The following is a 21,424-nucleotide window of genomic DNA, read 5'->3' on the forward strand; positions in this document are numbered from 1 at the left end:
GCCTATTGCACCGACGCCTGCGCCGCAGCTTGCCCATCCACCGGGCCACCTGCGATCTTCACCTTGGGAATGAACGCCGCGCTGCCATTCTCACTGGAGTGAAAATAGCGTTCGCCGTTGGTGGGCTTGGTGGTGATCAACTGGTGGTCGGCGCTCAGGTAATCCAGCGGCAGCTGTTTGATGTCCTGATACTGCTCGACGATGATCGTGCGTTCAGGGTTCCAGGTCTGGCCGCTGGTCTTTTCCAGCCACGTCATCAGTGCGGCGCTGTCGCCGGTCAGTGGAATGTCCGAATCCGGCTGCACGTAGTAGAACGGCGCGCCATGGTTCTGCAGGTACATGGGCAGCTTGTTGTCGACATCCACCAGCACCAGGCGCCACTCGCTCCACGGTGCCGTCTTGATGGCTTGGGCGCGCACATCCTGGGTGAACTGCAAGACGCCGCCGTTGGTCCAGGGGTAGATCACGCCAATGACCAGAAACAGGAAAGCTGCCGCACCGGCAATGCCCCTGGCCCAACCCGGCCCGCTGGCTTTGCCGGCCGCTTCCCGCGCGGCCATGCGCCGGGTGACCCACCACGCCGCCAGCAACTGGGCGAACGGCACCAACGGCAATACGTAGTAGCTGCGGCGACTGCCACTGGCGGTGAAGAACAGGAACAGCAAGCCCAGGCCGCCGATCAGCCAGCGAACGTTGGGTTCGGTGTGCTTCCAATTACGCACCGCCACCCACAGGCCGAGTATCCAGCAGGGTGCCCACGGCAGGGTGTAGATCGGCAGGTAAAGCAGGTAGGTGTAGATCGGGCCGATGTTGTCGAAGGGCTGGAAGAACCGCACTACGTTTTCCCGGAAGACCAGGTCAAGCCCGTTCGACCCGAAGGTCGGCGTGCCGTAGCGGTGCGACAGCATGAACGGCACCATGTAGACCAGGCCGCCCACCAGCATCGCCAGCAACAGGCGCGGGTTGAGGTGGTTTTTCCAGCGTCCCTCGCTCAGCAGGTGTGGCAACAGCAAAAGCCCCGGCAGGATAAAACCGATCAGGCCCTTGAACAGCGACGTCACGGCCAGCATCAGGAAAAACACGGTGTAGCGGCCCAGCCGTGTGTCGTCCGGGCCGCGCCAGTACCACCAGTAGGCCGCCAGCACACCGCACACCGTCAGGATGTCGGCTGTGGCGACCCGGGCCCAGAACACGAAATAGAACGTCGTCGCCAGAAACCAGCCGGCCAGCAGGCCGGTGCCTTTGCTGTAGAGCTGCCTGCCGATCAGGTACACCAGCCAGACACTCAACCACGCCGCCAGTACCGAAGACAGGCGCAGTGACCAGTGCCCCAGGCCGCCCATCAAGTGCGCAGTGGCGGTGATCAGCCAATAGGACGGCAAGGGCTTGTCGTAATAGGGCATGCCCTTGAGGTAAGGGTCGAAATAATCACCGGTCTGCATCATTTGCAGCGCAATGTTCGCCCAGCGCGTTTCGGCGCCCCACAACTCCCTTGATCCCAACCCGAACAGCAATAGAAACGCGGATACGCCAAGCAGCAGTATCAGTGCACCTGTGTCACTTTTGAAAAACCGGACTAACGAATTGTTCATGGCTGCTTCGCTGGTTGCGCTCGCCCTGGCGTCGGGGATGCGGCTGGAACTACGAGGCTAACCGGCGAAATGTGATGAAGTTGTGAGGAGTTTGCGAATAAACCATTGATTGAAAATTAAAGGCGGGCGCGCCATCAATTGACATAAAACCATGATTTGCAAGATGAAAAATTGTTCATTTAAAACATGGCCGTCAGGAGCGATTAAATAGCGTTAGTTGAGCGTAAGTTCGAGTCCACGTTCCCTCATTCCTCCAAGATCGACACCCATGTCTGAAGCATTCGAAGTCCCAAGCCCGCACGAACAACATATCGAGCACGCCACCCATCACGCACATACCCACGGCGACGGCTTTGCCAGCAAGGTCGCGGTGATGACGGCCATCATGGCGACTGTCGGCGCCTTGATCAGCTACCAGGCCGGCTCGACGGAAAGCGAAGCGGCCATGGACAAGAACAACGCCGCCATCCAGAAAACCGAAGCCGCCAACGAGTGGAATTACTACCAGGCCAAGTCCAGCCGGCAGAGCCTGGCGGATCTGGCCAGTCACCTCCCGGGACTGGACGCCGCACACTACGTGGCCGAGGCTCGGCGCTACGGCGAGCAGAAAGAGGAGGCGCGCAAGAAGGCCGAAACCTTCGAACAAGCGGCCCGCGAGTGGGATGAAAAATCAGAACAGTTGCTGCACCAGCATCACCGCTGGGCTCAGGCGATGACGGCGATTCAAATCGCCATTTCGCTGGCGGCCATCACCTTGCTCACACGCAAGGAGTGGCTCAGACGAGTCTCGTTGGGTGCCGCCGGGGTAGGGGTGATGTTGGGTTCGCTGGCCTGGTTGCATATCTAGACTGCAGGCGCAGAAAGGGGATTGGAAACGCTGTAGGAGCGAGCATGCTCGCGATGGTCGTCAACGATAACGCTGGAGACCTGACACCCCGCGTCGCTCTCAGGTTCATCGCGAGCATGCTCGCTCCTACAGAAATACCTACGTTTAAGTGAACAGCATGACTCGTAGGGTGCGTGTTTAAACGCCTTCAGACTTACTTCTCGAAAGCTACAAATCCTTGCGCCGCCCTTTCGCAGTACCGCGATCAAGGCGTGGCAATGTTGAACGACGGTGAGAAGTTATCCATGAAGCCCATCAGTTCACCCAGCTTGCGCGGATCGCCCTCGACCTTGACCAGACCCTGCTTGAGTGCGGACGGGAAATCCAGTTGCTTGAGGCTGATACGATCCAGGGTCGCCTTGTCGATGTTCAGCGTGGCGTCGGGGTGGGCATGACTGCTGTTCTGACGGTAAGTCAGGACGCCATTGCGCAGGGTCAGGGCAAACGCCTGCTTGAGATCGATGAAGTTCCAGTTCAACTGCATGTCGTGACCCTGGGCTCGCTCGGCATCCAGGCGCACCGCCAGGAAATCGAAGAACATGGAAGGTTCCAGGGCCTTCACCAGGTCCGTGGCGGGTTTGCGTGCAGCGCCTTCGCCCACTCCGTTACGCAATTCGACGGCGGCACTCAGGTACATGTTGCGCCACAGTGAACTCTCTGCCTGATAACCCAGCTGCTCCAGCGCATCGGCCTGGGTCTCGCGGGCGACACGGTTGTCCGGCTGGGCGAAGACCAGGTGGTTGCCCAGCTCTACTGCCCAGCGATAGTCACCCTTGGCCATTGCCGCCTGCATCAGCTCCAGAACCCGTCCGGCGCCGCCCAGTGCCTCGACGTATCGGCCGCCGGCCTCCTGGGGCGGCAAGGGATCGAGATTCGACGGGTTGCCATCATAGAAACCCAGGTAGCGCTGATAGACAGCGCGCGCGTTGAACTTGAGCGAACCGTAGTAGCCGCGGGTGTACCACTTGCGCTCCAGATCGCCCGGCAACTTCTGCATGACCGCGGCGATCTCCGTCGACGTCATGCCCTGATTCAGCAGATGCAGGGTGCGATCGTTGATGTAGCTGTACATGTCGCGCTGGTCGGCCAGCATTGTGCGAATACGCTCGCCCCCCCAGGTCGGCCAGTTGTGCTGGGCAAACAGTACTTCGGCGCGGTCGCCGTAACGGACCAGGCTTTCGTCGATATAGCGGCCCCAGGCCTTGGCGTCGCGTACCAGCGCACCCCGTGGGGTGAGAATATTGTGCTGGGTATGGGTGGCGTTTTCGGCCATGCACAGCGCCCGCATCTGCGGCAGGTAGAGATTCATCTCCGCCGGCGCTTCGCTGCCGGGCGTCAGCTGGAACTCGATGTCGACGCCATCGATGCGCAGCTGCTGGTAAGGCTTGTCGATCAACACCGTCGGTGCGATCAGGCCATAAGTGCCACCGGCCGGTCCGCCCTTGCCGATACCGGTGTCGACCTGGCCGCGCGCGCCGCGCGGTACCAGTGAGCCACCCTGGTACTGGGCACGACGGAGCATGGCGTTGCCGGCGAAAACGTTCTCGCTTGCCGCCTCCTCCATGAATCCGCCGGGCGCATACACCTGCACCTTGCCGGAGATCACATCGGCCTCATCGATCACCCCGCGTACGCCGCCGAAATGGTCAAGATGACTGTGGCTGTAGATCACCGCCTTCACTGGTTTTTGTGGACGATTGCGGTAATACAGATCCAGTGCAGCCCGCGCCGTCTCGCGGGTCATCAGCGGATCGATAATGATCAGGCCCTCATCACCTTCGATGATCGTCATGTTCGCCAGGTCCATGCCACGCACCTGGTAGAGTCGATCGGCGACCTTGAACAGCCCGGCATTGGCATTGAGCCGGGCCATCCGCCAGAGGCTCGGATTCACGGTGTCCGGGACCGTGTCGGCAGCGAGGAAATCGTACTGGCGGGTGTCCCAGATAATCTTTCCGTCATCGTCTTTGATCGACCCGGAGAAGGCCGCAACCAGACCATGGCGCGCATCCTCGAAATCCTGCCGGTCGTCCCAGGGCAAGGCCTTGGCCATTGCCGCATTACTGGCCAGGGTGGCCGGGCTGGCGGGTTTGGCCAGTGCCAGCGGACCCTCGGCGTGGGCGGGTGCCAGGCAAGCGGCGGCAAGCGCCAGCGCCAGGACACCCTGACGCCCCCGATGAGTATGACGCTGCCCGGTGAGGGAAATGTGCGCGCGGGACTTCATTGCACTTGCTCTCCAATAAGCATATCGGCGGCCTTTTCGCCGATCATCATGGCCGGCGCATTGGTATTGCCTCCGATCAGTGTGGGCATGATGGATGCGTCCACTACCCGTAACCCTTGCACACCTCGCACCCGCAACTGCGGATCGACCACCGAATCGGCGTCCGCCCCCATGCGGCAGGTACCCACCGGATGGAACGCGGTGGCCGCTTTTTCGCGGATCATTTGCTTGACCGCCTCGTCGTCGCTGCCATCGAACTTCAGGTGTGCATGGCAATGGGGCTGGCCACCCAGGCTTGCCAAAGGACGCTGGTCGAAGATCCGCTTGACGATGTGCACACCGGCCAGCAGGGTTTCCAGGTCGCGCGCATCGCCCAGCAGGTTCGGGTCGATCCTCGGCGCCACGCGCGCGTCGGCGCTGGCCAGCCGGACCTGGCCACGGCTGTGCGGACGCAATACGCAGACATGGCAGTTATAACCGTGTGTGCCGAGCTTTTTCGTGTCGCCCAGGGCGGTGCCGAAGTGCAACTGCAGATCCGGTTCCGCAAGCTCGGCGCGACTTTTCAGGAACGCCCCGGTCTCGACGATATTCGAGGCGAACATGCCATAGCGTTCACGCTGGTAGCGCCGCCACTCGCCAAGCAGGCGCAGGCCGCCGGGGATGGTCGCGGCGTAGAGGTCGGTGCTGAACAGGCGCTTGTGCAACTGGACATCCACATGCTCCTGAAGGTTCTGGCCCACCGCAGGAAGATCGTGGATCAGCCCGACGCCATGCTCGGTCAGATGCTCTGCCGGTCCGACGCCTGAAGCCATCAGCAGCTGTGGCGAGCCAAAGGCACCGGCGCTGAGGATGATTTCCCGGCGGGCGCGCAGCACCTTGTGCTCGCCGTTGTGCACCACTTCCACCGCCACCGCACGCTTGCTCTCGAAGAGGATGCGCAGCACCTGGGTATCGGGCAGTACCGAAAGGTTTTCGCGCCCGCCGTTGAACGCCCCCTGGCCACCGTGCAGATAGGCGCGCGCGGCGTTCCAGCGTTCGCCGTCAAGCTGGGTGCGCTGGTAGAAACCCACGCCTTCCTGGGTGCTGCCGTTGAAATCATCGTTATAGGGATGCCCCGCCGCCTGCGCGGCTTCGATAAAGCGCCGGTCAAAGGGGTTGGTGCTGCGCGTGTCGGCGACCTTCAGCGGTCCGCGTCCGCCATGCAGATCGTTCTGCTGGCGCCCGGCAAGGCGGATATTGCCTTCCGATCGCTTGAAATACGGCAGGACATCCTGCCAGCCCCACCCCTCGCAACCCTGCTCAGCCCAATGGTCGTAGTCGCTGGGTACACCACGAATGTAAACCATGGCGTTGATAGACGACGATCCGCCCAGGCCACGGCCGCGTGGCTGGAAATTCCGCCGGCCATCGAGGCCTGGCTGCGGTTCGGTTTCAAAACCATAGTTGAAGGCGCCGGCCTTGGGTACCGTGGCGGCAAAACCGATGGGCACGCTGATCACTCGCTTCTGGTCGTGGCCACCGGCTTCGAGCAGGGCGATGCTGCCAATCCGCGCATCGGCCAGGCGGCCGGCCAGGGCGCAGCCGGCAGAGCCGGCTCCGACAATGATGTAATCGTAAGTCATTGAAAAAATCCGGGATTCTGGCGAGAGGAGCGCACGCGTCAGGCACGTGCGAACGCAAGTGGAACAATCGCGTGGCCGGCCTCAGGCTACGGGCTGGCGATCCAGGATTGCGCGGATGCTGGACGGGTCAAAACAGACATGAGCATTCATGGTTAACGTCTCTTCTTGTTTTTATTGGGGGGGTTGCGAGCAGGCTAAAGCAGAGGTAGATATACTTCTATTGCATATTTTGAATGCCTTAATTGCATCAGGCTCATACCATGAATTTTCGGCAACTCGAACACCTTGTGGCCTTGGCCGAGGAAGGCTCCTTCGTCAAGGCGTCGGCAAAGGTCCATCTCACTCAGTCGGCCTTGACGCGCAGTATTCAGAGTCTGGAGGACACGCTCGGTGTGCCGCTCTGCGACCGCCAGCCACGGGGCATCGTGATGACCCCGGGCGGCCAGTTGGTGTTGGAACGCGCCCGCCGGGCACTGTTTGAATTGCGCGCGCTGGAGCGCGATGTGCAGCTGTTCAATAATTTCGAACTGGGCGAGCTGAGCTTCGGCATCGGCCCGTTCCCTGCCGCGACACTGCTCACCGAAACCCTGGCTCAACTGAGCGGTGCCCATCCAGGCCTTAAGATCCGGGCCGAAGTGGAGGACTGGCAGATGTTGCTCAAGCACCTGCGCGAGGAGCGCTACGACTTTCTCGTCACGACACGCCAGGCCATTGCACCGTTCCCCGACCTGACCATCCTGCAACTGCCGCCGATGCCCTGCGGCTGGTGTGCTCGCAGCGGGCATCCGCTGTTCGAGCAGCAAAAGCACGAGGTCTCGTTGTTGCGCGACTTTCCCCTGGCCTGCGTGCCGGTGCCTGACGATGCCCGGGAAGCCTTTCGGGCATTCATGCGCCTGGAGGCTGCACAGAGCTTTTCATTCGACATCGAATGCAACAACTTCCAGGTGCTGCGCGACCTGGCCCTGCAATCGGATGTCATTCTCTTTGCGCCGTTCAGTGCCGTGCACAACGAGCTACGCAATGGCCATCTCAGGCGAATCGTTTTCGAGGATGCTTCTGACGTCTCCACGCAATTCGTCATTACCTATCTGGCGCATCGGACACTGTCACCGATCGCGCAGAAGGCCATCGACATCATCGGGGCCTGCAACCTGGCGCAGACTGACGAAACCAGATCGCTGTCAGACGGCGGGAAGGGGGGATAAAGCGGGGATAACGGGGAAGGATTTATTTTCTCTACTCAAAACCCCCGCTCTTGGGCGGCAGTTGTCGTCCCTGGCAGGCAGCAATCGGCCCACAGCGGCCTGTCTTCAATGCCCGCCATCGATCCTGAACGATCTGTCGGGGCACTGATCATCACGAGCGAAAGCCTGGGCAACTCAAACGCTGCCCTCACGTTCGATGACCAGAATCCGCGCTTCTCCGCGAGGATGTGCAACATGTTCACATCCAACCCCTGCGAAAAACACGTCGCCCACCACCAATGTCACGACGTGTTCAATGCCTGACTCGCGATAATGCATATCGACCGTGCCGTCGAGGACTGCGAATACCTCCTCGCCATCATTGACATGCCACTTGTATGGCTGGTCGGTCCAGTGCAGTCGGACGGTGGTTCCATCCATGTTGGCGATGTCGTCAGCACCCCAGGCGCGAGTGGCTGTGAAATCCTTGCTACGAATAACTCTCATTGATCGTGGATCTCGAAAGTGGAGTGAATGTGTAGCAATTTATCAGAACCGTTGACCGTCCGTGACAGGTAGAAAACGGCCAGCGGCGCCTACGGTTCAACCTGTTTCACTGGCAGCACCCGATGGCGCTTCGCCGCCCAGACGACCCCACCCACCAACAATGCGATTGATGTCACCTCCATCAAGCCAGGCACCCGCTGGCTGAACAGAAAACCGTATACACAGGCAAACAGCGTTTCGAACACGATCATCTGGCCGCTCAATGACGAGGCCATTCGACGCGAGCAGGCATTCCATAGCGCATTGGCAACCCACGAACCACACAGTGCCAGGAACAGGCAGACCCAAAGGAAAACCGTCCAGCGGCTGTTTTCAACCTGAGCGGGTACCAGGTTCGGGAACAGTAGCAAGGCCGCGATGCCGAACACGACCGCCACGACGCCCGTCACGATGCCCACCAACGTCGACCATTCGCTGCTGTTGAAGTGGCTTTGCTTGAGGTAACGGGCATTGTGGGTCGCGTACCACGACCAACAGACCACGCCGCTGAACCCGCAGGCCAGGCCCAGCAATTGGGAAAACAGCGAAGTACCGGTTGCCTGCGCGCCCGAGTGTTCGAGACTGACCGATACGATGCCCAGGAATACCAGCAGCAGGGGCAGCTTGAGCTTGGTCAGGGGCAGGGACCCTGCATCGCCACGCCCCAGAAAGGTAATGGCGACCGGCATCATGCCGTTGATAAGGGCTGCGGCAGTCACGCCGCTCAGCTGTACGGAAGCGCCCAGCAGTGCGTAGTTCAAAATGTTTCCGGTGAATGAAAGACGCAGCAGCATCAAGGCATCGCGGCGCGTCAGCTTGCGAAGCAGGCGCGATGCAAGCGGTAAAGCCACAAGGAGCGAGATCAGCCCGTACATCGCAAACCGTACACTGCTGATCAGCACCGCATTGAATTCCGGCAGTAACGACGGGGCGATAATCACGCCTCCCCAAATGGCACCCGCCAAAATCGCAAATACAATCCCACTGTTCATCATCTTGGCTCTGACAGGCTGTTTAGCGGCATTCTAGCCATGGTATACAAGCGCAACCTGCGATAAAAAGTGGGTCACCCATTCCCAAGCGGAATGTCGTGCGGCTATCACCCGTTCAGGAGAATCCTCATTAACCGTTACCTGCGTACCTTGCCCCCACTGGAAACCCTGATCACATTCGAGGCCGTGGGACGACACGCCAGTTTCACGGGGGCAGCGGGTGAGCTGTTTCTGACTCAGAGCGCGGTGAGCAAGCAGATGCGCCAGCTTGAAGACTGCATGGGCGTCCCGCTCTTCGAGCGCAAACCACGGGGCGTCGAGCTGACCGGCGCAGGCGATGAGCTGCTGATGACGGTCAACGTGCTTCTCGCCACGATGTACCAAAGCGTCACGCGAATTCGCAATGTCCATCAGTCCAACGCCGTCTCGGTGCTGGCGACCCATGCCTTGGCCCAGTTCTGGCTGTTCCCGAAACTGATCGAATTCAACAAGGCATACCCCGACATTGCCGTGCACGTTCACGCGATCAACGAGTTCGACGAGGCCAGCCTCAATGATTTCGACGTGGGCATTCTTTACGGCTCTGGCGAATGGCCCTCGCTGGACAGCGATTTCCTGCTACCGGAAGTCGTCTATGCCGTGGCCCATCCGTCACAGGATGTATCGGCGATCAAGACGCTGGAACAATTGGCGCAGGCCAACCTGGTGCAGATCGACACCCGCGCCTGGCAATGCCTGGACTGGCATGAATGGTTCGGCCACTTTGGCATCGACTACACACCGCGGGACAAAGCCCCGGTCTTCAACCAACTGACGTTGGCCTATCGGGCCGTTCAACAAGGCATGGGTATTGGTCTGGCCTGGACGTTCATGGCTGCCGAGGCGCTGGCCAAGGGAGAATTGCAGCGGGTGACGTCTTTTGAATGCGTGACGGGCAATGGCGAGTTCCTGGTGTCGCAAAAGCATCGCAAGCGTTCCGCCTGCGCCGAGATTTTCTGGCAGTGGCTCCTGGCATCGATGGACGACTGACGGCCCATGGCTGCCGGTGGACGGGGCGATAGCCAATGAGTAGCTATGCTTGGTCTGCTGCCGGAACGGATTGAGCAGGTGGAGCTTTGCGTTCAGGGTGTATCAACCAGCCAGGGGTCTATTCAGAGAAAGGCCCAAAGAGGAGGCCGCCATGACCGTAGTCGATCGCCTCAGGTATTTGCGCATCGTTCTGGTGTTGGCTGGCCTCGCGTGCCTTGCTCTCTACCCATTGATGTTGTTCTGGCCGTCCGGCTGGGCCTGGCACGTCGGTCACTCGGACTACCCGATGATGATCGTTGGCATCTACGCCACACTTGGCGCGTTCCTGATCCTGGCCGCACGTGATCCATTGGCCAATCTGAGCCTGATCTGGTTCACCGTGTGGTCCAGCGTCGTACACGCAGCAATCATGGCCATCCAGGCGGTCACCCAGCCGGGACAAATGGGGCACCTGGCAGGTGATGTGCCGGCGCTCTTCATCGTGGCGGTTGCCTTGGCCATCTTGACGCCCCGCACAGTCTAGCGCTGGTTGCGATAGCGTTCGGTCAAGGACTGCACAAGCGTGACGTAGGATTGCGTCTCGGCGTAGGGAGGCACCCCGTTGTACTCGACCACGGACGCTTCGCCGGCGTTGTAACCTGCCAACGCCAGCACCTGGTTGCCGTTGAAGCGTTTGAGCAGCCAGGCCAGGTAGCGCACGCCGCCTCGAATGTTCTGTCGTGCGTCGAACGGATCGTCCACGGCGAAGCGCTCGGCGGTGGAGGGCATCAACTGCATCAGCCCCCGCGCGCCGGCTTCGGAAATGACGTTGGGGCGAAACGCCGATTCGGCGTGTATCACCGCGCGGACCAGCGCCCTGTCGACACCGTAATGACCCGCAGCGGCTTCGATTTCCCGCCGATAGGACTGGGTGTCCAGGCGCAGTGAAGTGACCTTGAAATCCTTCGGCGCCGTGCACAGATAGCAGCCCTTGATGTAATAGAGCTCAAGGACATCGACCCGTGCGGAGATCCCGACAGGGCGCCGGCTCACATATTGACGAACGCCCCTGTGGATGAAGGTGTAGACCCGAATGCGCATCGCGCCCGAGTCATCTTTTCGCACGACCCGTGGCAGGGCCATTGCCCTGGCGCCCGTGTCTGCCATGCCATTGACGCGAGTGCAACGGGCGTTCGCGATGTCCTGGCGGGTGTAGCTGATGGTTCCGTCCCTGGCCTGGCACTTGAACATGGCGCTGGCGCACAGTGGAGTGACCAGCAAGGTCAGTTCGATGCAGCCAAGAAGGCTCTTGCGAGCCCATCGCCATGCTCTGGAACTCATCACAATGCTCCGCGCCGCGGGCGCCGATCAGGTCCGGGGGCTGCCTTTGGAGGGCCTGTTGCGGGTGACCCGTTTTTTGTTCTGATAGTTATACCCCTTGCAACCGGCCTTGGAACTTGCGTTGACGTACGGGCTGCCGGTTTGTACGGATTGAGGGGCGATCGAGAAGAACTTCCGTCGGTCTTGATTATCAGGTGCGTCTTGAAACGACCCGAGCCTGTCACTCGCAAAATCGGCAAACGATGCTATTCATTCTCTGGTCGAGAAAATCAAGACGGCTTCCAGGCCTGATCCCGATCAATCCCGGCGCGAACTTCTCAATGGCCCGACGGTGCGGCTTGCCGTGCAATCCTGCATCCCGGCGTTCTTTCGTGAAACCTATCAGGGAGTGCACAAACCATGAGTACTTTCACCACCAAAGACGGCGTAGAGATCTACTACAAGGATTGGGGCAAGGGCCCGGTTGTCGTGTTCAGCCATGGCTGGCCATTGAACGCCGATAGTTGGGAGTCGCAGATGTTTCACCTGGCCTCCAACGGTTTTCGCTGCATTGCCCATGACCGGCGCGGGCATGGGCGCTCCAGCCAGCCCTGGGACGGCAACGACATGGATCATTACGCCGATGATCTGGCGCAGTTGCTCGAACACCTGGACCTTAAGGACGTGACCCTGTTCGGTTTTTCCACGGGGGGAGGCGAGGTGGCGAGGTACATCGGTCGTCACGGTACCGGACGGGTGAAAAGGGCAGGGCTGATTTCCGCCGTGCCGCCCTTGATGGTCAAGACCGAGGCCAATCCCGGCGGGCTGCCCATTGCCGTCTTCGACGGCATTCGCGAGGGCTTTCTGGCGGATCGTTCGAAGTTGTTCATCGACATCCCCAGCGGACCGTTCTTCGGCTACAACCGCCCCGGCGCCACGCCGTCGCATGGCGTGATCTATGCCTGGTGGCTGCAAGGCATGCTGGGCGGCCACAAGAACACCCATGACAGCATCAAGGCGTTCTCCGAGACCGACTTCACCGAGGACTTGAAGAAGTTCGACGTGCCGACCCTGATCATTCATGGGGACGATGATCAGATCGTACCGATCGACGCCGCCGGACGTGCTTCGGCCAGGTTGATCAAGGACAGCAAGCTGATCGTCTACGAAGGGGCGCCGCACGGCATTACCGACACGCACAAGGACAGGCTCAACGCCGATCTGCTGGCGTTCGTGAGGTCCTGAAGTCAGCGGTCGACGCGTTCAGCCATTGTCGCTGAGCGCGTCGACCCCTGCGGGTCATCAATCAGCGGCTGCCGTTCCAGTGCCGGCAGGTGCTTGATCGGCCGGCACTTCCTTCCAGCTGTCATCCGGATCGAAACGCTTCATCGCCAGCGCGAGTTTTTCACCGTTGGGCCCCAGGTCTTTTTCGAACACCTGGCCATCATGGCTGATCATGAAACTCATCACCCCGGTGTCATCGTATTTGGCCGGCCAGGCGATCAATGCAAAACCCCGGCTCATCTTGTCGCCGATCAGGTAGCTGTAGGCGCCGCCCGGTGCCGAAGGGCCCTGGGCATTGAGGATGCGGAAGTGGTAGCCATGCCAGTCCTCGTCATTAATGGCATTGCCGAACATGGGGCCCAACGGGCTGATCTGACCGCTGTCGTCGTCCGCCCAATAGAGACCGTCGTGCTCGCCAGGGGTGCTGAAGATGTGTTGCGCGTATTCCAGTGCGCCGTCGCCGTCGCGATCCTCGGAGGCGTAGTCCATTTGTGCATCGTGATAGGTCAGCACCGCTTGCACGGCGGCCAGTTCATTACGACCGATACGACGAGCGCGGATTTCGACGCTGCCGGCCTTCATGTCGAAGTGCCAACCTTTGGCGCCTTTGATCATGGGAATCGGCAGCGTCCATTGATCGTTGCCGACCGCCAGGATCGCTTTGCGCTCGTCGGGTTTTTCAATCTGGTGCTGCTCGTGGTACTGCTTCAAAAACGCATCCACGTCACTGCGCTGCACGCCTTCGCGGGGGATGTAGGTGCGCCAGTCTTCTCCGAGCAGCTCCGTCAGGCGCGCCTGATCGGCATGCTCGGTGCCCAGTGCCTCGACGAACGCTTCAGCGGCTTTTTCCGGTGTTGGAAAGGCTTCTTGCGCAGTGGCCATGCACGAGCCTGCAAGGCCCCCGGCAATCACCAGGACCTGAAGCAGCAGGCCCCTGAATGCTTTGATTGCGAGTTGGCTGTTCACCGCCGGCCCCCCCTTGAACGCATCGGTGCCGATGGCCGGCTGATCTGATGGCCAGCCGACCGCGCGGCGGCAGGGCGCTGGGCCGATGCCTGACTGGCTCGACCACGCAGGGCTTGTGCGTTGGTCTGGGACGGTGTGCGAGCGCCGGCAAATGCGTTGTTGCGGGCGCTGCCCCGACTGGGGGCCGCTCGTTGTTGCGGCGCCTGGCGCGTCTGCGCGCGTTCCTGCCGGGCCTGATTGTTCTGGGCGAGCTGGTTCCTGGCCTGCGGGTTTTCCCGAGAAGGCCTGGCCGTACCCTGGCCACGGTCGGCAAGCTTCGCTCTGTCGCCACCGGCCTGCATCCGATTGCCCACCGAGCCCTCGGCCTGTGCCCGGCGTGCCTGGTCTCGGGCTTGGCGGTTGCTGGTCGCGGGGCGTTCGATGCCGTGCGTCTCCATTGAACTGCGGGCTCTGTCACGCGCCTGGGCGCGCTGGGCATCGTCCCCGCGAAAGGCCGTGCGCTGATTGGCGCCGTTCAGTTGCCGGCCGTACTGCTGGCGGCTCCTGTTGTCCCGATAGGGCACGCCATCGCGGTGAACAGCGTTGTGCTGCCACTTGTTCTGGTTATTGGTGATCTGGTTATTGCGATTGATGTTGTTGTAGCGATTGACGTCAATGTCGATGTCGTTATTGCCCCAGTCGCAGTTGCTCCAGATCGCGCCGACGATGGCCACGCCGGTACCGAACGCCAGGCCGGCCATCAAGGCCGAACCCGGGTAATAAGCGGGCGGTGGAGGGTAGTACACCGGAGGCGACGCGGGATAAGCCCAGGTGCCGTAGGTGGTGGTCGGGTTGTAGCTGGGGACGTAAACCACTTGCGGATCGGCGGGCTGGATGATGATGGTCGAGGCGCTGGCTGCGGGAGCCGGTGCAGGGGCCGCTGTCGTGGTCGCAGGTGCCGGGGCAGGGGCGGGAGCCGCGACGTTCTGTATCGTCACGTTCTGGTACTGGTTGCTTTGCAGGTTGCCGGCGGCCTGTGCCTGATGCCGCAAGCGTTGCACACTGGTCATCACATCATCGGGCTGGGCCAGAAAGGCATCGCCCAGGCGCTGCACCCAGACCGGGTCCTGTCCCAGCGTCGCGAGCACCTGCGGAAAGGCGACCAGGGCCTGCACGCTCGGGTCCCAGGTCTGGTTGGCCACTTGCTTGACCGCATCATCGCCCTTGGCCTTAGGGTTGGCCTTGGACCAGGCGACCGCCTCGCCGACTTCTCCAGGGTAAGTGACGGCCATCAGTACCTGTGACAGCAGAGGGTCCGGGTAAAGCGCGATGGGCGCCAGCATCTGATCCAGCTGTTCCTGATTGAAAACGGCATCCTTGGCCGCCTCGACCGGCGCAGTCCCGGCAGTGCTGGCCGGGGGCGGGGCGGGTGCGTCCTCTGCCTGCGCAAGGCAGGCGGATCCGCTCAGGAACACTACGGTCGACACGGCGTAAAGCCATGGAATATGCATCGCACCCTCCCTGGGATCAGGCAGGTTTGAAAAAGTGGATCGATGCCGGTGAGGTGAAGGCAAACCTCAGCTTCGGTGCTGCTCATTAATGGTAGGCAAACAAGCCGTTTTTGCCATTAATTGACGTGTAGGAGCGAGCACGCTCGCGATGGTCGTCAACGATGACGGGGGCTGTCTGGATGTCCGCGGTGTCCGGGCCACCATCGCGAGCTTGCTCGCTCCTACAAACAAGCCGTTTTTGCCATTGTTTGACATGTAGGAGCGAGCACGCTCGCGATGGTCGTCAACGATGACGGGGGCTGTCTGGATGCCCGTGGTGTCCGGGCCTCCATCGCGAGCTTGCTCGCTCCTACAGGGAAATCTGTGTTCGGGTCATTTGCACTCGGACAGCACCACCTGGCAGGTCTGCGGCGTGCCACCGGACCGGCCGGCATAGCGAATACAGTTATCCATGGACTTTTTGCGCGCGATGCTCAAGGTGGAGCCCCAGGCCAGGCCGCCCTCGCCGACGGTGGGCAATGCCTTGGCATAGCAGGCCGAGCCTGTGACCGGGGTTGCCTGGCGCGTGGTGGTCGCTTTGCCTGCACATCCTGCCGTCAGTGCAAGGTTGATGGCCAGCAGGGCAGGGAAGACCCATGGCGGGCATTGGCATGCGATGGTGCCCATCTTCACGGTTTCCCCCTTGTTCATGCCTGTGTTGAAGGTCGTGCATTGTTCAGGTTAGACCGCCGCAGCCTGCCCAACGGATGGGCTGACGGGCTGCAACGGCACCCCGATCCCGGACCCGCTGTTTCAGGCGAGTCGTGAATGCACTGGCAAATGGCCCGGTGCTACGATGCGGATCCTTCATCACAAAGGAGTTCAGCCGTGCACGCCGTTTCAACCCGCCAACACTGGATCGAAACCCCCGATGGACAACTGTTTGCCCAGTGCTGGAGCCCTGACCCGGCGCGTGGTGCGCCTATCGTCCTGCTGCACGATTCGCTGGGTTGCGTTGAATTGTGGCGCGATTTTCCCGAGCGACTGGCGCTGGCCAGCGGGCGTAGGGTCATTGCCTACGACCGCTTGGGATTCGGACGTTCGGCTGCCTTTGCGGGTTTGCTTGCACCGGGCTTCATCGAGGGTGAAGCCATGGGCGGCTTTGAAGCCGTTCGCCAGCATTTCGACCTGAACCAGTTCGTGGTGCTGGGCCATAGTGTTGGCGCAGGCATGGCGATTGGCTGCGCGGCCGCCCATCCACAGCGTTGCCAAGGAGTGATCAGTGAGTCGGCGCAGACATTTGTCGAGCCCTTGACGCTGGACGGTATCCGCCAGGCTGAACGGCAGTTTGCCGAACCGGGGCAGTTGGAACGCTTGCAGAAATACCACGGTGACAAGGCCCGCTGGGTGCTCAACGCATGGATCGGAACCTGGCTTTCGGATGCCTTCGGCCCATGGAACCTGGACCCGCAACTGGCGAGGGTTCGCTGCCCACTGCTGGCGATGCATGGCGATCGGGATGAGTACGGCTCAACGCATCACCTGGAACGCATGGCCCGCGGGGTGAGCTCACCGATAAGCCTGCACATCCTCCCCGAATGTGGCCATGTCCCTCATCGCGAGCATCCGCAGGCCGTGCTCTCGACGATCGGCGAGTTTTTAAAGGGTATCGATGCAAACCTGGCGGAGCAGGGTAAGGCGTGGGAATGAACACTGTTGAAGTTTTAACTTGATGGATGGTTTCTACAGCTGAATACCGTTTCAAATGCAAGTATCGATAGAGCATTTAAACGCCGATTAACTACCCGGCTAACGCATTGATCATGGGTTTGATCCGGTACAAACGCCAGCGGGACCGGCTGGCGGGCTGTGCCGAAAGCACAAGACTTCCGACTGAAAAACCGGATAATGGCGGCCATTCGTTTAGCTCGCTTTCTGGTAATCGCGCATGGAAATCAAGGTCAATTTTCTCGACAACCTTCGACTTGAGGCTAAGTTCGACGACTTTACGGTAATCGCCGATCAACCCATTCGCTACAAGGGCGATGGCTCGGCACCGGGTCCGTTCGATTACTTCCTGGCTTCGTCGGCGTTGTGTGCGGCTTACTTTGTGAAGTTGTACTGCGAAACCCGCAATATCCCCACCGATAACATTCGCCTGTCGCAGAACAATATTGTCGACCCGGAAAACCGCTACAACCAGATTTTCAAGATTCAGGTCGAATTGCCCGCCGATATCTCCCCCAAGGACCGCCAGGGCATTTTGCGCTCCATCGACCGTTGCACGGTAAAGAAAGTGGTGCAAACCGGGCCCGAGTTCGTGATCGAGGAAGTCGAGAACCTGGATGCCGATGCCCAGGCATTGCTGATGCCGAATCTGGCCTCGGATGCAGGCACTTACATCATGGGCAAGGACCTGCCGCTGGAGCAAACCATCGCCAACATGTCCGGCATTCTGGCCGACCTGGGCATGAAGATTGAGATCGCTTCGTGGCGCAACATCGTTCCCAACGTGTGGTCGCTGCATATCCGCGATGCGCACTCGCCGATGTGCTTCACCAACGGCAAGGGCGCGACAAAAGAAAGCGCGCTGGCGTCGGCACTGGGCGAGTTCATCGAGCGACTGAACTGCAACTTCTTCTACAACGACCAGTTCTGGGGCGAAGACATCGCCAACGCGCCCTTTGTGCATTACCCCGATGAGCGCTGGTTCAAGCCTGGCCCGAAAGACGAGCTGCCGGCTGAAATCCTCGATCCATACTGCCTGGACATCTACAACCGCGACGGCGAGCTGCGCGGTTCGCACCTGTACGACACCAACTCCGGCAATACCCAGCGTGGCATCTGTTCGCTGCCGTTTGTGCGCCAGTCGGACAACGAGGTGGTGTATTTCCCCTCCAACCTGATCGAAAACCTGTACCTGAGCAATGGCATGAGCGCCGGCAACACGCTGGCCGAAGCGCAGGTGCAGTGCCTGTCGGAGATCTTCGAGCGGGCGGTAAAACGCGAAATCCTCGAAGGCGAAATGGCCCTGCCGGATGTGCCGCAAGAGGTGCTGGCGAAGTATCCGGGCATTCTGGCGGGCATTCAGGCCCTGGAAGAGCAGGGCTTTCCGGTGCTGGTGAAGGATGCGTCGCTGGGCGGTGAGTTCCCGGTGATGTGCGTCACCCTGATGAACCCACGCACCGGCGGCGTGTTCGCCTCATTCGGGGCGCATCCAAGTTTTGAAGTGGCGCTTGAACGCAGCCTGACCGAGTTGTTGCAGGGGCGCAGCTTTGAAGGGCTGAACGACCTGCCTCAGCCGACCTTCGAAGGCCAGGCGGTGATCGAACCGAACAATTTTGTCGAGCACTTCATCGACTCCAGCGGTGTGGTGTCGTGGCGCTTCTTCAGTGCCAAACCGGACTTCGAATTCGTCGAGTGGGATTTCTCCGGCCATGGCGAAGACTCCAATACACAGGAGGCGGCGACCCTGTTCGGCATCCTTCAGGACATGGGCAAGGAAGTGTACATGGCGGTTTATGAGCACATCGGTGCAAAGGCCTGTCGCATTCTGGTGCCGGATTACTCGGAGATCTATCCGGTCGAAGACCTGATCTGGGACAACACCAACAAAGCGCTGCAGTTCCGTGCCGATATCCTCAACTTGCACAACCTGAGCAAAGTCGGTTTGCGGACGCTGGCCAAGGGCCTGGAAAACAGCGAGCTGGATGATTACACCGACATCACCACCTTGATCGGTATCGAATTCGACGACAACACGCCCTGGGGCAAGTTGACGATCCTGGAGCTGCGGCTGCTGATTTACCTGGCCTTGCAGAAGTTCGAACAGGCCAAGGATCTGGTGGAAGCCTTCCTGCAGTACAACGACAACACCGTCGAGCGCGGCCTGTTTTACCAGGCGGTGAACGTCGTGCTGGAAATGCAGCTGGACGACGATCTGGAACTGGCCGACTACGAAGTCAACTTCCGCCGGATGTTTGGCGATGAGCGCATGGACGCTGCGATCGGTTCGGTCGACGGCAGTGTACGTTTCTATGGCTTGACCCCCACCAGCATGAAGCTCGAAGGGCTCGACCGGCACCTGCGGCTGATCGACAGCTACAAGAAACTGCACGCGGCACGGGCCAACTACCGGCCTCTGTAGGAGCCAGGCTTGCCGGCGAAGGCGCCCTCGAAGACACCGCATTGGCGCAAGACCGCCTTGAAACCGTAGGAGCCAGGCTTGCCGGCGAAGGCGTCTTCGAATACACCGCATGACATAAGGCCGCCTTCGCGGGCGAGCCTCGCTCCTACGGGCGAAGGTGTCGTCGAATACACCGCATGGCGTAAGGCCGCCTTCGCGGGCGAGCCTCGCTCCTACGGGCGAAGGCGTCGTCGAATACACCGCACGACGCAAGACCGCCTTGAAACCGTAGGAGCCAGGCTTGCCGGCGAAGGCGTCTTCGAAGGCACTGCATGACGCAAGGCCGCCTTCGCGGGCGAGCCTCGCTCCTACGGGCGAAGGTGTCGTCGAAGGCACCGCACGACGCAAAACCGCCTTGAAACCGTAGGAGCCAGGCTTGCCGGCGAAGGCGTCGTCGAATACACCGCATGGCGCAAGGCCGTGTTCGCGGGCAAGTCGGGTCGCCGCATCGCTCGCTCCTACAGGCGAAGGCGTTTTCGATGGCGTCGCACAATGCGAGGTCGCGTTAATCCTCAACACACGCGTTATCGTTGACGTTTTTCGCGAGCATGCTCGCTCCTACAGGGGTGGAACGCCAGCCGCAAGCGATCAATGATCTGTTCGACTGAGGGGCCCTGAACGCTCGGCGGTTCGGGGCTTTCGCCGAATTCGCGCCAGATGAACAGGGTCAGTTCCGCACCGTCGGTCAGTGTGTGCTCATCGGCCGGCGCGCCGAAGTTCTTCAGTAGCCGGTACCGATCATCCTTGAAAAACAGATCCTCGACCCAGTGGTACACCGGGATGAAGTGAAAGTGCACAGGGAAACGTGGGTCATGGCCGAATCGGCTGATGTAGAGCCACTTGGGCTCCAGCACCGCTTGCAGGGTTTTCTGGACCCGGGCCAGCAGCACGCCCAACTCGGCCAGTGCATCGTCCGGCAGGTCCGACAGTTCGCGTATCGGGTGGCGAGTCCCCAGCACCACATAGCCGGGAAGCTTTGTCGACATGTGATGGTTGAGTATCCAGTGGGCCGTTTCATGGATGATGAAACGTGGTGCTATGTCCATGTTGAATGTCCGGGAGGGCAGGGTGCCGAACATGAAGTTCATCATGATCGGCACCGGCAAGGCGGTTATCAGCCCTTGATGAATGCCAGCAAGTCGCGGTTGATGACCTCGGCATGGGTCGTGCACAAGCCGTGGGGCAGGCCGGGGTAGGTTTTCAGCGTTCCGTGCCTGAGCAGCTTGATCGACAGGTGTGCCGAATCGGCAATCGGGACGATCTGGTCGTCTTCGCCATGCAGCACCAGGGTCGGCACGTCGATGTTCTTCAGGTCTTCGGTAAAGTCGGTTTCCGAAAAGGCGCGGATGCAGTCGTACTGCGCTTTGGCCCCGCCGTTCATGCCCTGGCGCCACCAGTTGTCGATGATCGCCTGGGAAACCTTGGCGCCGGGGCGATTGAAACCGTAGAACGGACCGGTGGGAAAGTCACGGTAAAACTGCGTGCGATTTTCGGCCACGGATTTGCGCAAACCATCCAGGACATCGACGGGAATACCCCCCGGATTCTTCGCGGTACGCACCATGATCGGCGGTACTGCGCCGATCAGCACGGCCTTGGCCACGCGACCGCGGCCATGGCGGGCCACATAACGTGCCACTTCACCGCCGCCGGTGGAGTGACCGACGTGCACGGCGTTGCTGATGTTCAGATGTGCCATCAGTTCAGCGACGTCGGCGGCGTAGGTATCCATCTCATTGCCGACCGCCGTTTGTGACGAGCGACCATGGCCGCGGCGATCGTGAGCAATGACACGGAAGCCCTTGTCGAGGAAGAACAGCATCTGCGCGTCCCAGTCGTCACTGGACAGGGGCCAGCCATGGTGAAACACGATCGGCTGTCCGGAGCCCCAGTCCTTGTAGAAAATTTGCGTACCGTCCTTGACCGTGATCGTCCCCGAACCACTGGCATTGCCGTCGTTCTTGCCTGCCGTAGCAGATGACGCAGGGTTCTGCTGCGCCGCCAGTGCGGGCAAAGTCACCGCCAGGGCGGCGGCCATGGCGCCGGTCGTGATCAAGCCACGACGTGTGGTACCGCTTGTCTCGTCAGTCATCATCAACACTCACGTTAATTCTGGAGGTCGTTTGCAAGGCCCGAGGCGACTCC

General features: G+C 60.7%; 19 protein-coding genes. 7 read left to right on the forward strand and 12 right to left on the reverse strand.

Annotated elements, in window-relative coordinates; translation table 11 throughout:
* Nucleotides 1-2: 2 nt before the first annotated feature.
* Nucleotides 3-1,592, reverse strand: coding sequence for an ArnT family glycosyltransferase (locus tag ACQKP2_RS04885; protein WP_427574816.1), 1,590 nt, complete (start codon nucleotides 1,590-1,592; stop codon nucleotides 3-5).
* Between the two features lie 268 nt (nucleotides 1,593-1,860).
* Here ACQKP2_RS04885 and ACQKP2_RS04890 point away from each other — a divergent pair, with 268 nt between their 5' ends.
* On the forward strand, nucleotides 1,861-2,439 hold the full coding sequence (locus ACQKP2_RS04890) for a DUF4337 domain-containing protein (protein WP_427574818.1): 579 nt from the start codon (nucleotides 1,861-1,863) through the stop codon (nucleotides 2,437-2,439).
* A gap of 244 nt (nucleotides 2,440-2,683) precedes the next feature.
* On the opposite strand, the gene ACQKP2_RS04895 is transcribed toward ACQKP2_RS04890, so the two are convergent.
* Complete coding sequence (locus ACQKP2_RS04895) at nucleotides 2,684-4,702, reverse strand: alkyl/aryl-sulfatase (RefSeq protein WP_427574819.1); 2,019 nt, start codon at nucleotides 4,700-4,702, stop codon at nucleotides 2,684-2,686.
* A complete protein-coding gene (locus ACQKP2_RS04900; protein WP_427574821.1) occupies nucleotides 4,699-6,324 on the reverse strand; it encodes a GMC family oxidoreductase in 1,626 nt (541 codons plus the stop codon). Before ACQKP2_RS04900 ends, ACQKP2_RS04895 begins: the two co-directional genes overlap by 4 nt.
* A 260-nt stretch (nucleotides 6,325-6,584) precedes the next feature.
* Between ACQKP2_RS04900 and ACQKP2_RS04905 the strand changes: the two genes are divergently transcribed.
* Nucleotides 6,585-7,529 carry a LysR family transcriptional regulator gene (locus ACQKP2_RS04905; protein ID WP_427574822.1) on the forward strand — a complete coding sequence of 315 codons (945 nt, stop codon included), beginning with the start codon at nucleotides 6,585-6,587 and terminating at the stop codon, nucleotides 7,527-7,529.
* Nucleotides 7,530-7,703: 174 nt separating this feature from the next.
* Here ACQKP2_RS04905 and ACQKP2_RS04910 read toward each other — a convergent pair whose 3' ends face one another.
* Nucleotides 7,704-8,015 (reverse strand): cupin, encoded by a 312-nt coding sequence (locus ACQKP2_RS04910; protein ID WP_427574824.1) that lies wholly within the window; start codon nucleotides 8,013-8,015, stop codon nucleotides 7,704-7,706.
* Between the two features lie 89 nt (nucleotides 8,016-8,104).
* Complete coding sequence (locus ACQKP2_RS04915) at nucleotides 8,105-9,049, reverse strand: DMT family transporter (RefSeq protein WP_427574825.1); 945 nt, start codon at nucleotides 9,047-9,049, stop codon at nucleotides 8,105-8,107.
* Between the two features lie 90 nt (nucleotides 9,050-9,139).
* Between ACQKP2_RS04915 and ACQKP2_RS04920 the strand changes: the two genes are divergently transcribed.
* Together ACQKP2_RS04920 and ACQKP2_RS04925 are read left to right on the forward strand one after the other, a co-directional pair.
* On the forward strand, nucleotides 9,140-10,075 hold the full coding sequence (locus ACQKP2_RS04920; protein ID WP_427574901.1) for a LysR substrate-binding domain-containing protein: 936 nt from the start codon (nucleotides 9,140-9,142) through the stop codon (nucleotides 10,073-10,075).
* A 151-nt stretch (nucleotides 10,076-10,226) separates the two neighbouring features.
* On the forward strand, nucleotides 10,227-10,598 hold the full coding sequence (locus ACQKP2_RS04925) for a DUF6632 domain-containing protein (protein ID WP_427574827.1): 372 nt from the start codon (nucleotides 10,227-10,229) through the stop codon (nucleotides 10,596-10,598).
* Here the strand turns inward: ACQKP2_RS04925 and ACQKP2_RS04930 are convergent.
* Nucleotides 10,595-11,395 carry a lytic transglycosylase domain-containing protein gene (locus ACQKP2_RS04930; protein ID WP_427574829.1) on the reverse strand — a complete coding sequence of 267 codons (801 nt, stop codon included), beginning with the start codon at nucleotides 11,393-11,395 and terminating at the stop codon, nucleotides 10,595-10,597. The genes ACQKP2_RS04925 and ACQKP2_RS04930 overlap by 4 nt on opposite strands.
* 399 nt (nucleotides 11,396-11,794) lie before the next feature.
* On the opposite strand from ACQKP2_RS04930, the gene ACQKP2_RS04935 reads away from it, so the two are divergent.
* Nucleotides 11,795-12,619 carry an alpha/beta fold hydrolase gene (locus ACQKP2_RS04935; protein WP_427574831.1) on the forward strand — a complete coding sequence of 275 codons (825 nt, stop codon included), beginning with the start codon at nucleotides 11,795-11,797 and terminating at the stop codon, nucleotides 12,617-12,619.
* Nucleotides 12,620-12,676: 57 nt separating this feature from the next.
* Here ACQKP2_RS04935 and ACQKP2_RS04940 read toward each other — a convergent pair whose 3' ends face one another.
* The 3 genes from ACQKP2_RS04940 to ACQKP2_RS04950 form a co-directional block, all read right to left on the reverse strand.
* On the reverse strand, nucleotides 12,677-13,540 hold the full coding sequence (locus ACQKP2_RS04940; RefSeq protein ID WP_427574903.1) for a DUF2950 domain-containing protein: 864 nt from the start codon (nucleotides 13,538-13,540) through the stop codon (nucleotides 12,677-12,679).
* 80 nt (nucleotides 13,541-13,620) lie between these two features.
* A complete protein-coding gene (locus ACQKP2_RS04945) occupies nucleotides 13,621-15,114 on the reverse strand; it encodes a DUF3300 domain-containing protein (protein ID WP_427574832.1) in 1,494 nt (497 codons plus the stop codon).
* A gap of 372 nt (nucleotides 15,115-15,486) precedes the next feature.
* Complete coding sequence (locus ACQKP2_RS04950; protein ID WP_427574833.1) at nucleotides 15,487-15,780, reverse strand: hypothetical protein; 294 nt, start codon at nucleotides 15,778-15,780, stop codon at nucleotides 15,487-15,489.
* Between the two features lie 201 nt (nucleotides 15,781-15,981).
* Here ACQKP2_RS04950 and ACQKP2_RS04955 point away from each other — a divergent pair, with 201 nt between their 5' ends.
* Both ACQKP2_RS04955 and ACQKP2_RS04960 read left to right on the forward strand, forming a co-directional pair.
* The gene (locus ACQKP2_RS04955) at nucleotides 15,982-16,803 is read left to right on the forward strand and encodes an alpha/beta fold hydrolase (RefSeq protein ID WP_427574834.1); all 822 of its coding nucleotides are present in this window, start codon (nucleotides 15,982-15,984) and stop codon (nucleotides 16,801-16,803) included.
* A gap of 238 nt (nucleotides 16,804-17,041) precedes the next feature.
* Nucleotides 17,042-19,240: an OsmC domain/YcaO domain-containing protein gene (locus tag ACQKP2_RS04960; protein WP_427574836.1), complete on the forward strand. Its 2,199-nt coding sequence runs from the start codon at nucleotides 17,042-17,044 to the stop codon at nucleotides 19,238-19,240.
* Here the strand turns inward: ACQKP2_RS04960 and ACQKP2_RS04965 are convergent.
* From ACQKP2_RS04965 to ACQKP2_RS04975, 3 genes are all read right to left on the reverse strand, one after another.
* On the reverse strand, nucleotides 19,225-19,356 hold the full coding sequence (locus ACQKP2_RS04965) for a hypothetical protein (protein WP_427574838.1): 132 nt from the start codon (nucleotides 19,354-19,356) through the stop codon (nucleotides 19,225-19,227). The genes ACQKP2_RS04960 and ACQKP2_RS04965 overlap by 16 nt on opposite strands.
* A 447-nt stretch (nucleotides 19,357-19,803) precedes the next feature.
* On the reverse strand, nucleotides 19,804-20,325 hold the full coding sequence (locus tag ACQKP2_RS04970) for an HIT domain-containing protein (RefSeq protein WP_427574905.1): 522 nt from the start codon (nucleotides 20,323-20,325) through the stop codon (nucleotides 19,804-19,806).
* A gap of 68 nt (nucleotides 20,326-20,393) precedes the next feature.
* On the reverse strand, nucleotides 20,394-21,371 hold the full coding sequence (locus ACQKP2_RS04975; RefSeq protein ID WP_427574840.1) for an alpha/beta fold hydrolase: 978 nt from the start codon (nucleotides 21,369-21,371) through the stop codon (nucleotides 20,394-20,396).
* Nucleotides 21,372-21,424: the final 53 nt, after the last annotated feature.

Origin of the sequence: Pseudomonas sp. NPDC089569, assembly GCF_050280625.1 — a bacterium.
In the GTDB taxonomy this organism is placed as follows: Bacteria; Pseudomonadota; Gammaproteobacteria; order Pseudomonadales; family Pseudomonadaceae; genus Aquipseudomonas.

Coding starts and splice junctions, on each gene's coding strand:
- ACQKP2_RS04885 (WP_427574816.1), bottom strand. CDS start 1,592: ATGAACAATTCGTTAGTCCGGTTTTTCAAAAGTGACACAGGTGCACTG.
- ACQKP2_RS04890 (WP_427574818.1), top strand. CDS start 1,861: ATGTCTGAAGCATTCGAAGTCCCAAGCCCGCACGAACAACATATCGAG.
- ACQKP2_RS04895 (WP_427574819.1), bottom strand. CDS start 4,702: ATGAAGTCCCGCGCGCACATTTCCCTCACCGGGCAGCGTCATACTCAT.
- ACQKP2_RS04900 (WP_427574821.1), bottom strand. CDS start 6,324: ATGACTTACGATTACATCATTGTCGGAGCCGGCTCTGCCGGCTGCGCC.
- ACQKP2_RS04905 (WP_427574822.1), top strand. CDS start 6,585: ATGAATTTTCGGCAACTCGAACACCTTGTGGCCTTGGCCGAGGAAGGC.
- ACQKP2_RS04910 (WP_427574824.1), bottom strand. CDS start 8,015: ATGAGAGTTATTCGTAGCAAGGATTTCACAGCCACTCGCGCCTGGGGT.
- ACQKP2_RS04915 (WP_427574825.1), bottom strand. CDS start 9,049: ATGATGAACAGTGGGATTGTATTTGCGATTTTGGCGGGTGCCATTTGG.
- ACQKP2_RS04920 (WP_427574901.1), top strand. CDS start 9,140: ATGTCGTGCGGCTATCACCCGTTCAGGAGAATCCTCATTAACCGTTAC.
- ACQKP2_RS04925 (WP_427574827.1), top strand. CDS start 10,227: ATGACCGTAGTCGATCGCCTCAGGTATTTGCGCATCGTTCTGGTGTTG.
- ACQKP2_RS04930 (WP_427574829.1), bottom strand. CDS start 11,395: ATGAGTTCCAGAGCATGGCGATGGGCTCGCAAGAGCCTTCTTGGCTGC.
- ACQKP2_RS04935 (WP_427574831.1), top strand. CDS start 11,795: ATGAGTACTTTCACCACCAAAGACGGCGTAGAGATCTACTACAAGGAT.
- ACQKP2_RS04940 (WP_427574903.1), bottom strand. CDS start 13,540: ATGGCCACTGCGCAAGAAGCCTTTCCAACACCGGAAAAAGCCGCTGAA.
- ACQKP2_RS04945 (WP_427574832.1), bottom strand. CDS start 15,114: ATGCATATTCCATGGCTTTACGCCGTGTCGACCGTAGTGTTCCTGAGC.
- ACQKP2_RS04950 (WP_427574833.1), bottom strand. CDS start 15,780: ATGGGCACCATCGCATGCCAATGCCCGCCATGGGTCTTCCCTGCCCTG.
- ACQKP2_RS04960 (WP_427574836.1), top strand. CDS start 17,042: ATGGAAATCAAGGTCAATTTTCTCGACAACCTTCGACTTGAGGCTAAG.
- ACQKP2_RS04965 (WP_427574838.1), bottom strand. CDS start 19,356: ATGTCATGCGGTGTATTCGAAGACGCCTTCGCCGGCAAGCCTGGCTCC.
- ACQKP2_RS04970 (WP_427574905.1), bottom strand. CDS start 20,325: ATGGACATAGCACCACGTTTCATCATCCATGAAACGGCCCACTGGATA.
- ACQKP2_RS04975 (WP_427574840.1), bottom strand. CDS start 21,371: ATGACTGACGAGACAAGCGGTACCACACGTCGTGGCTTGATCACGACC.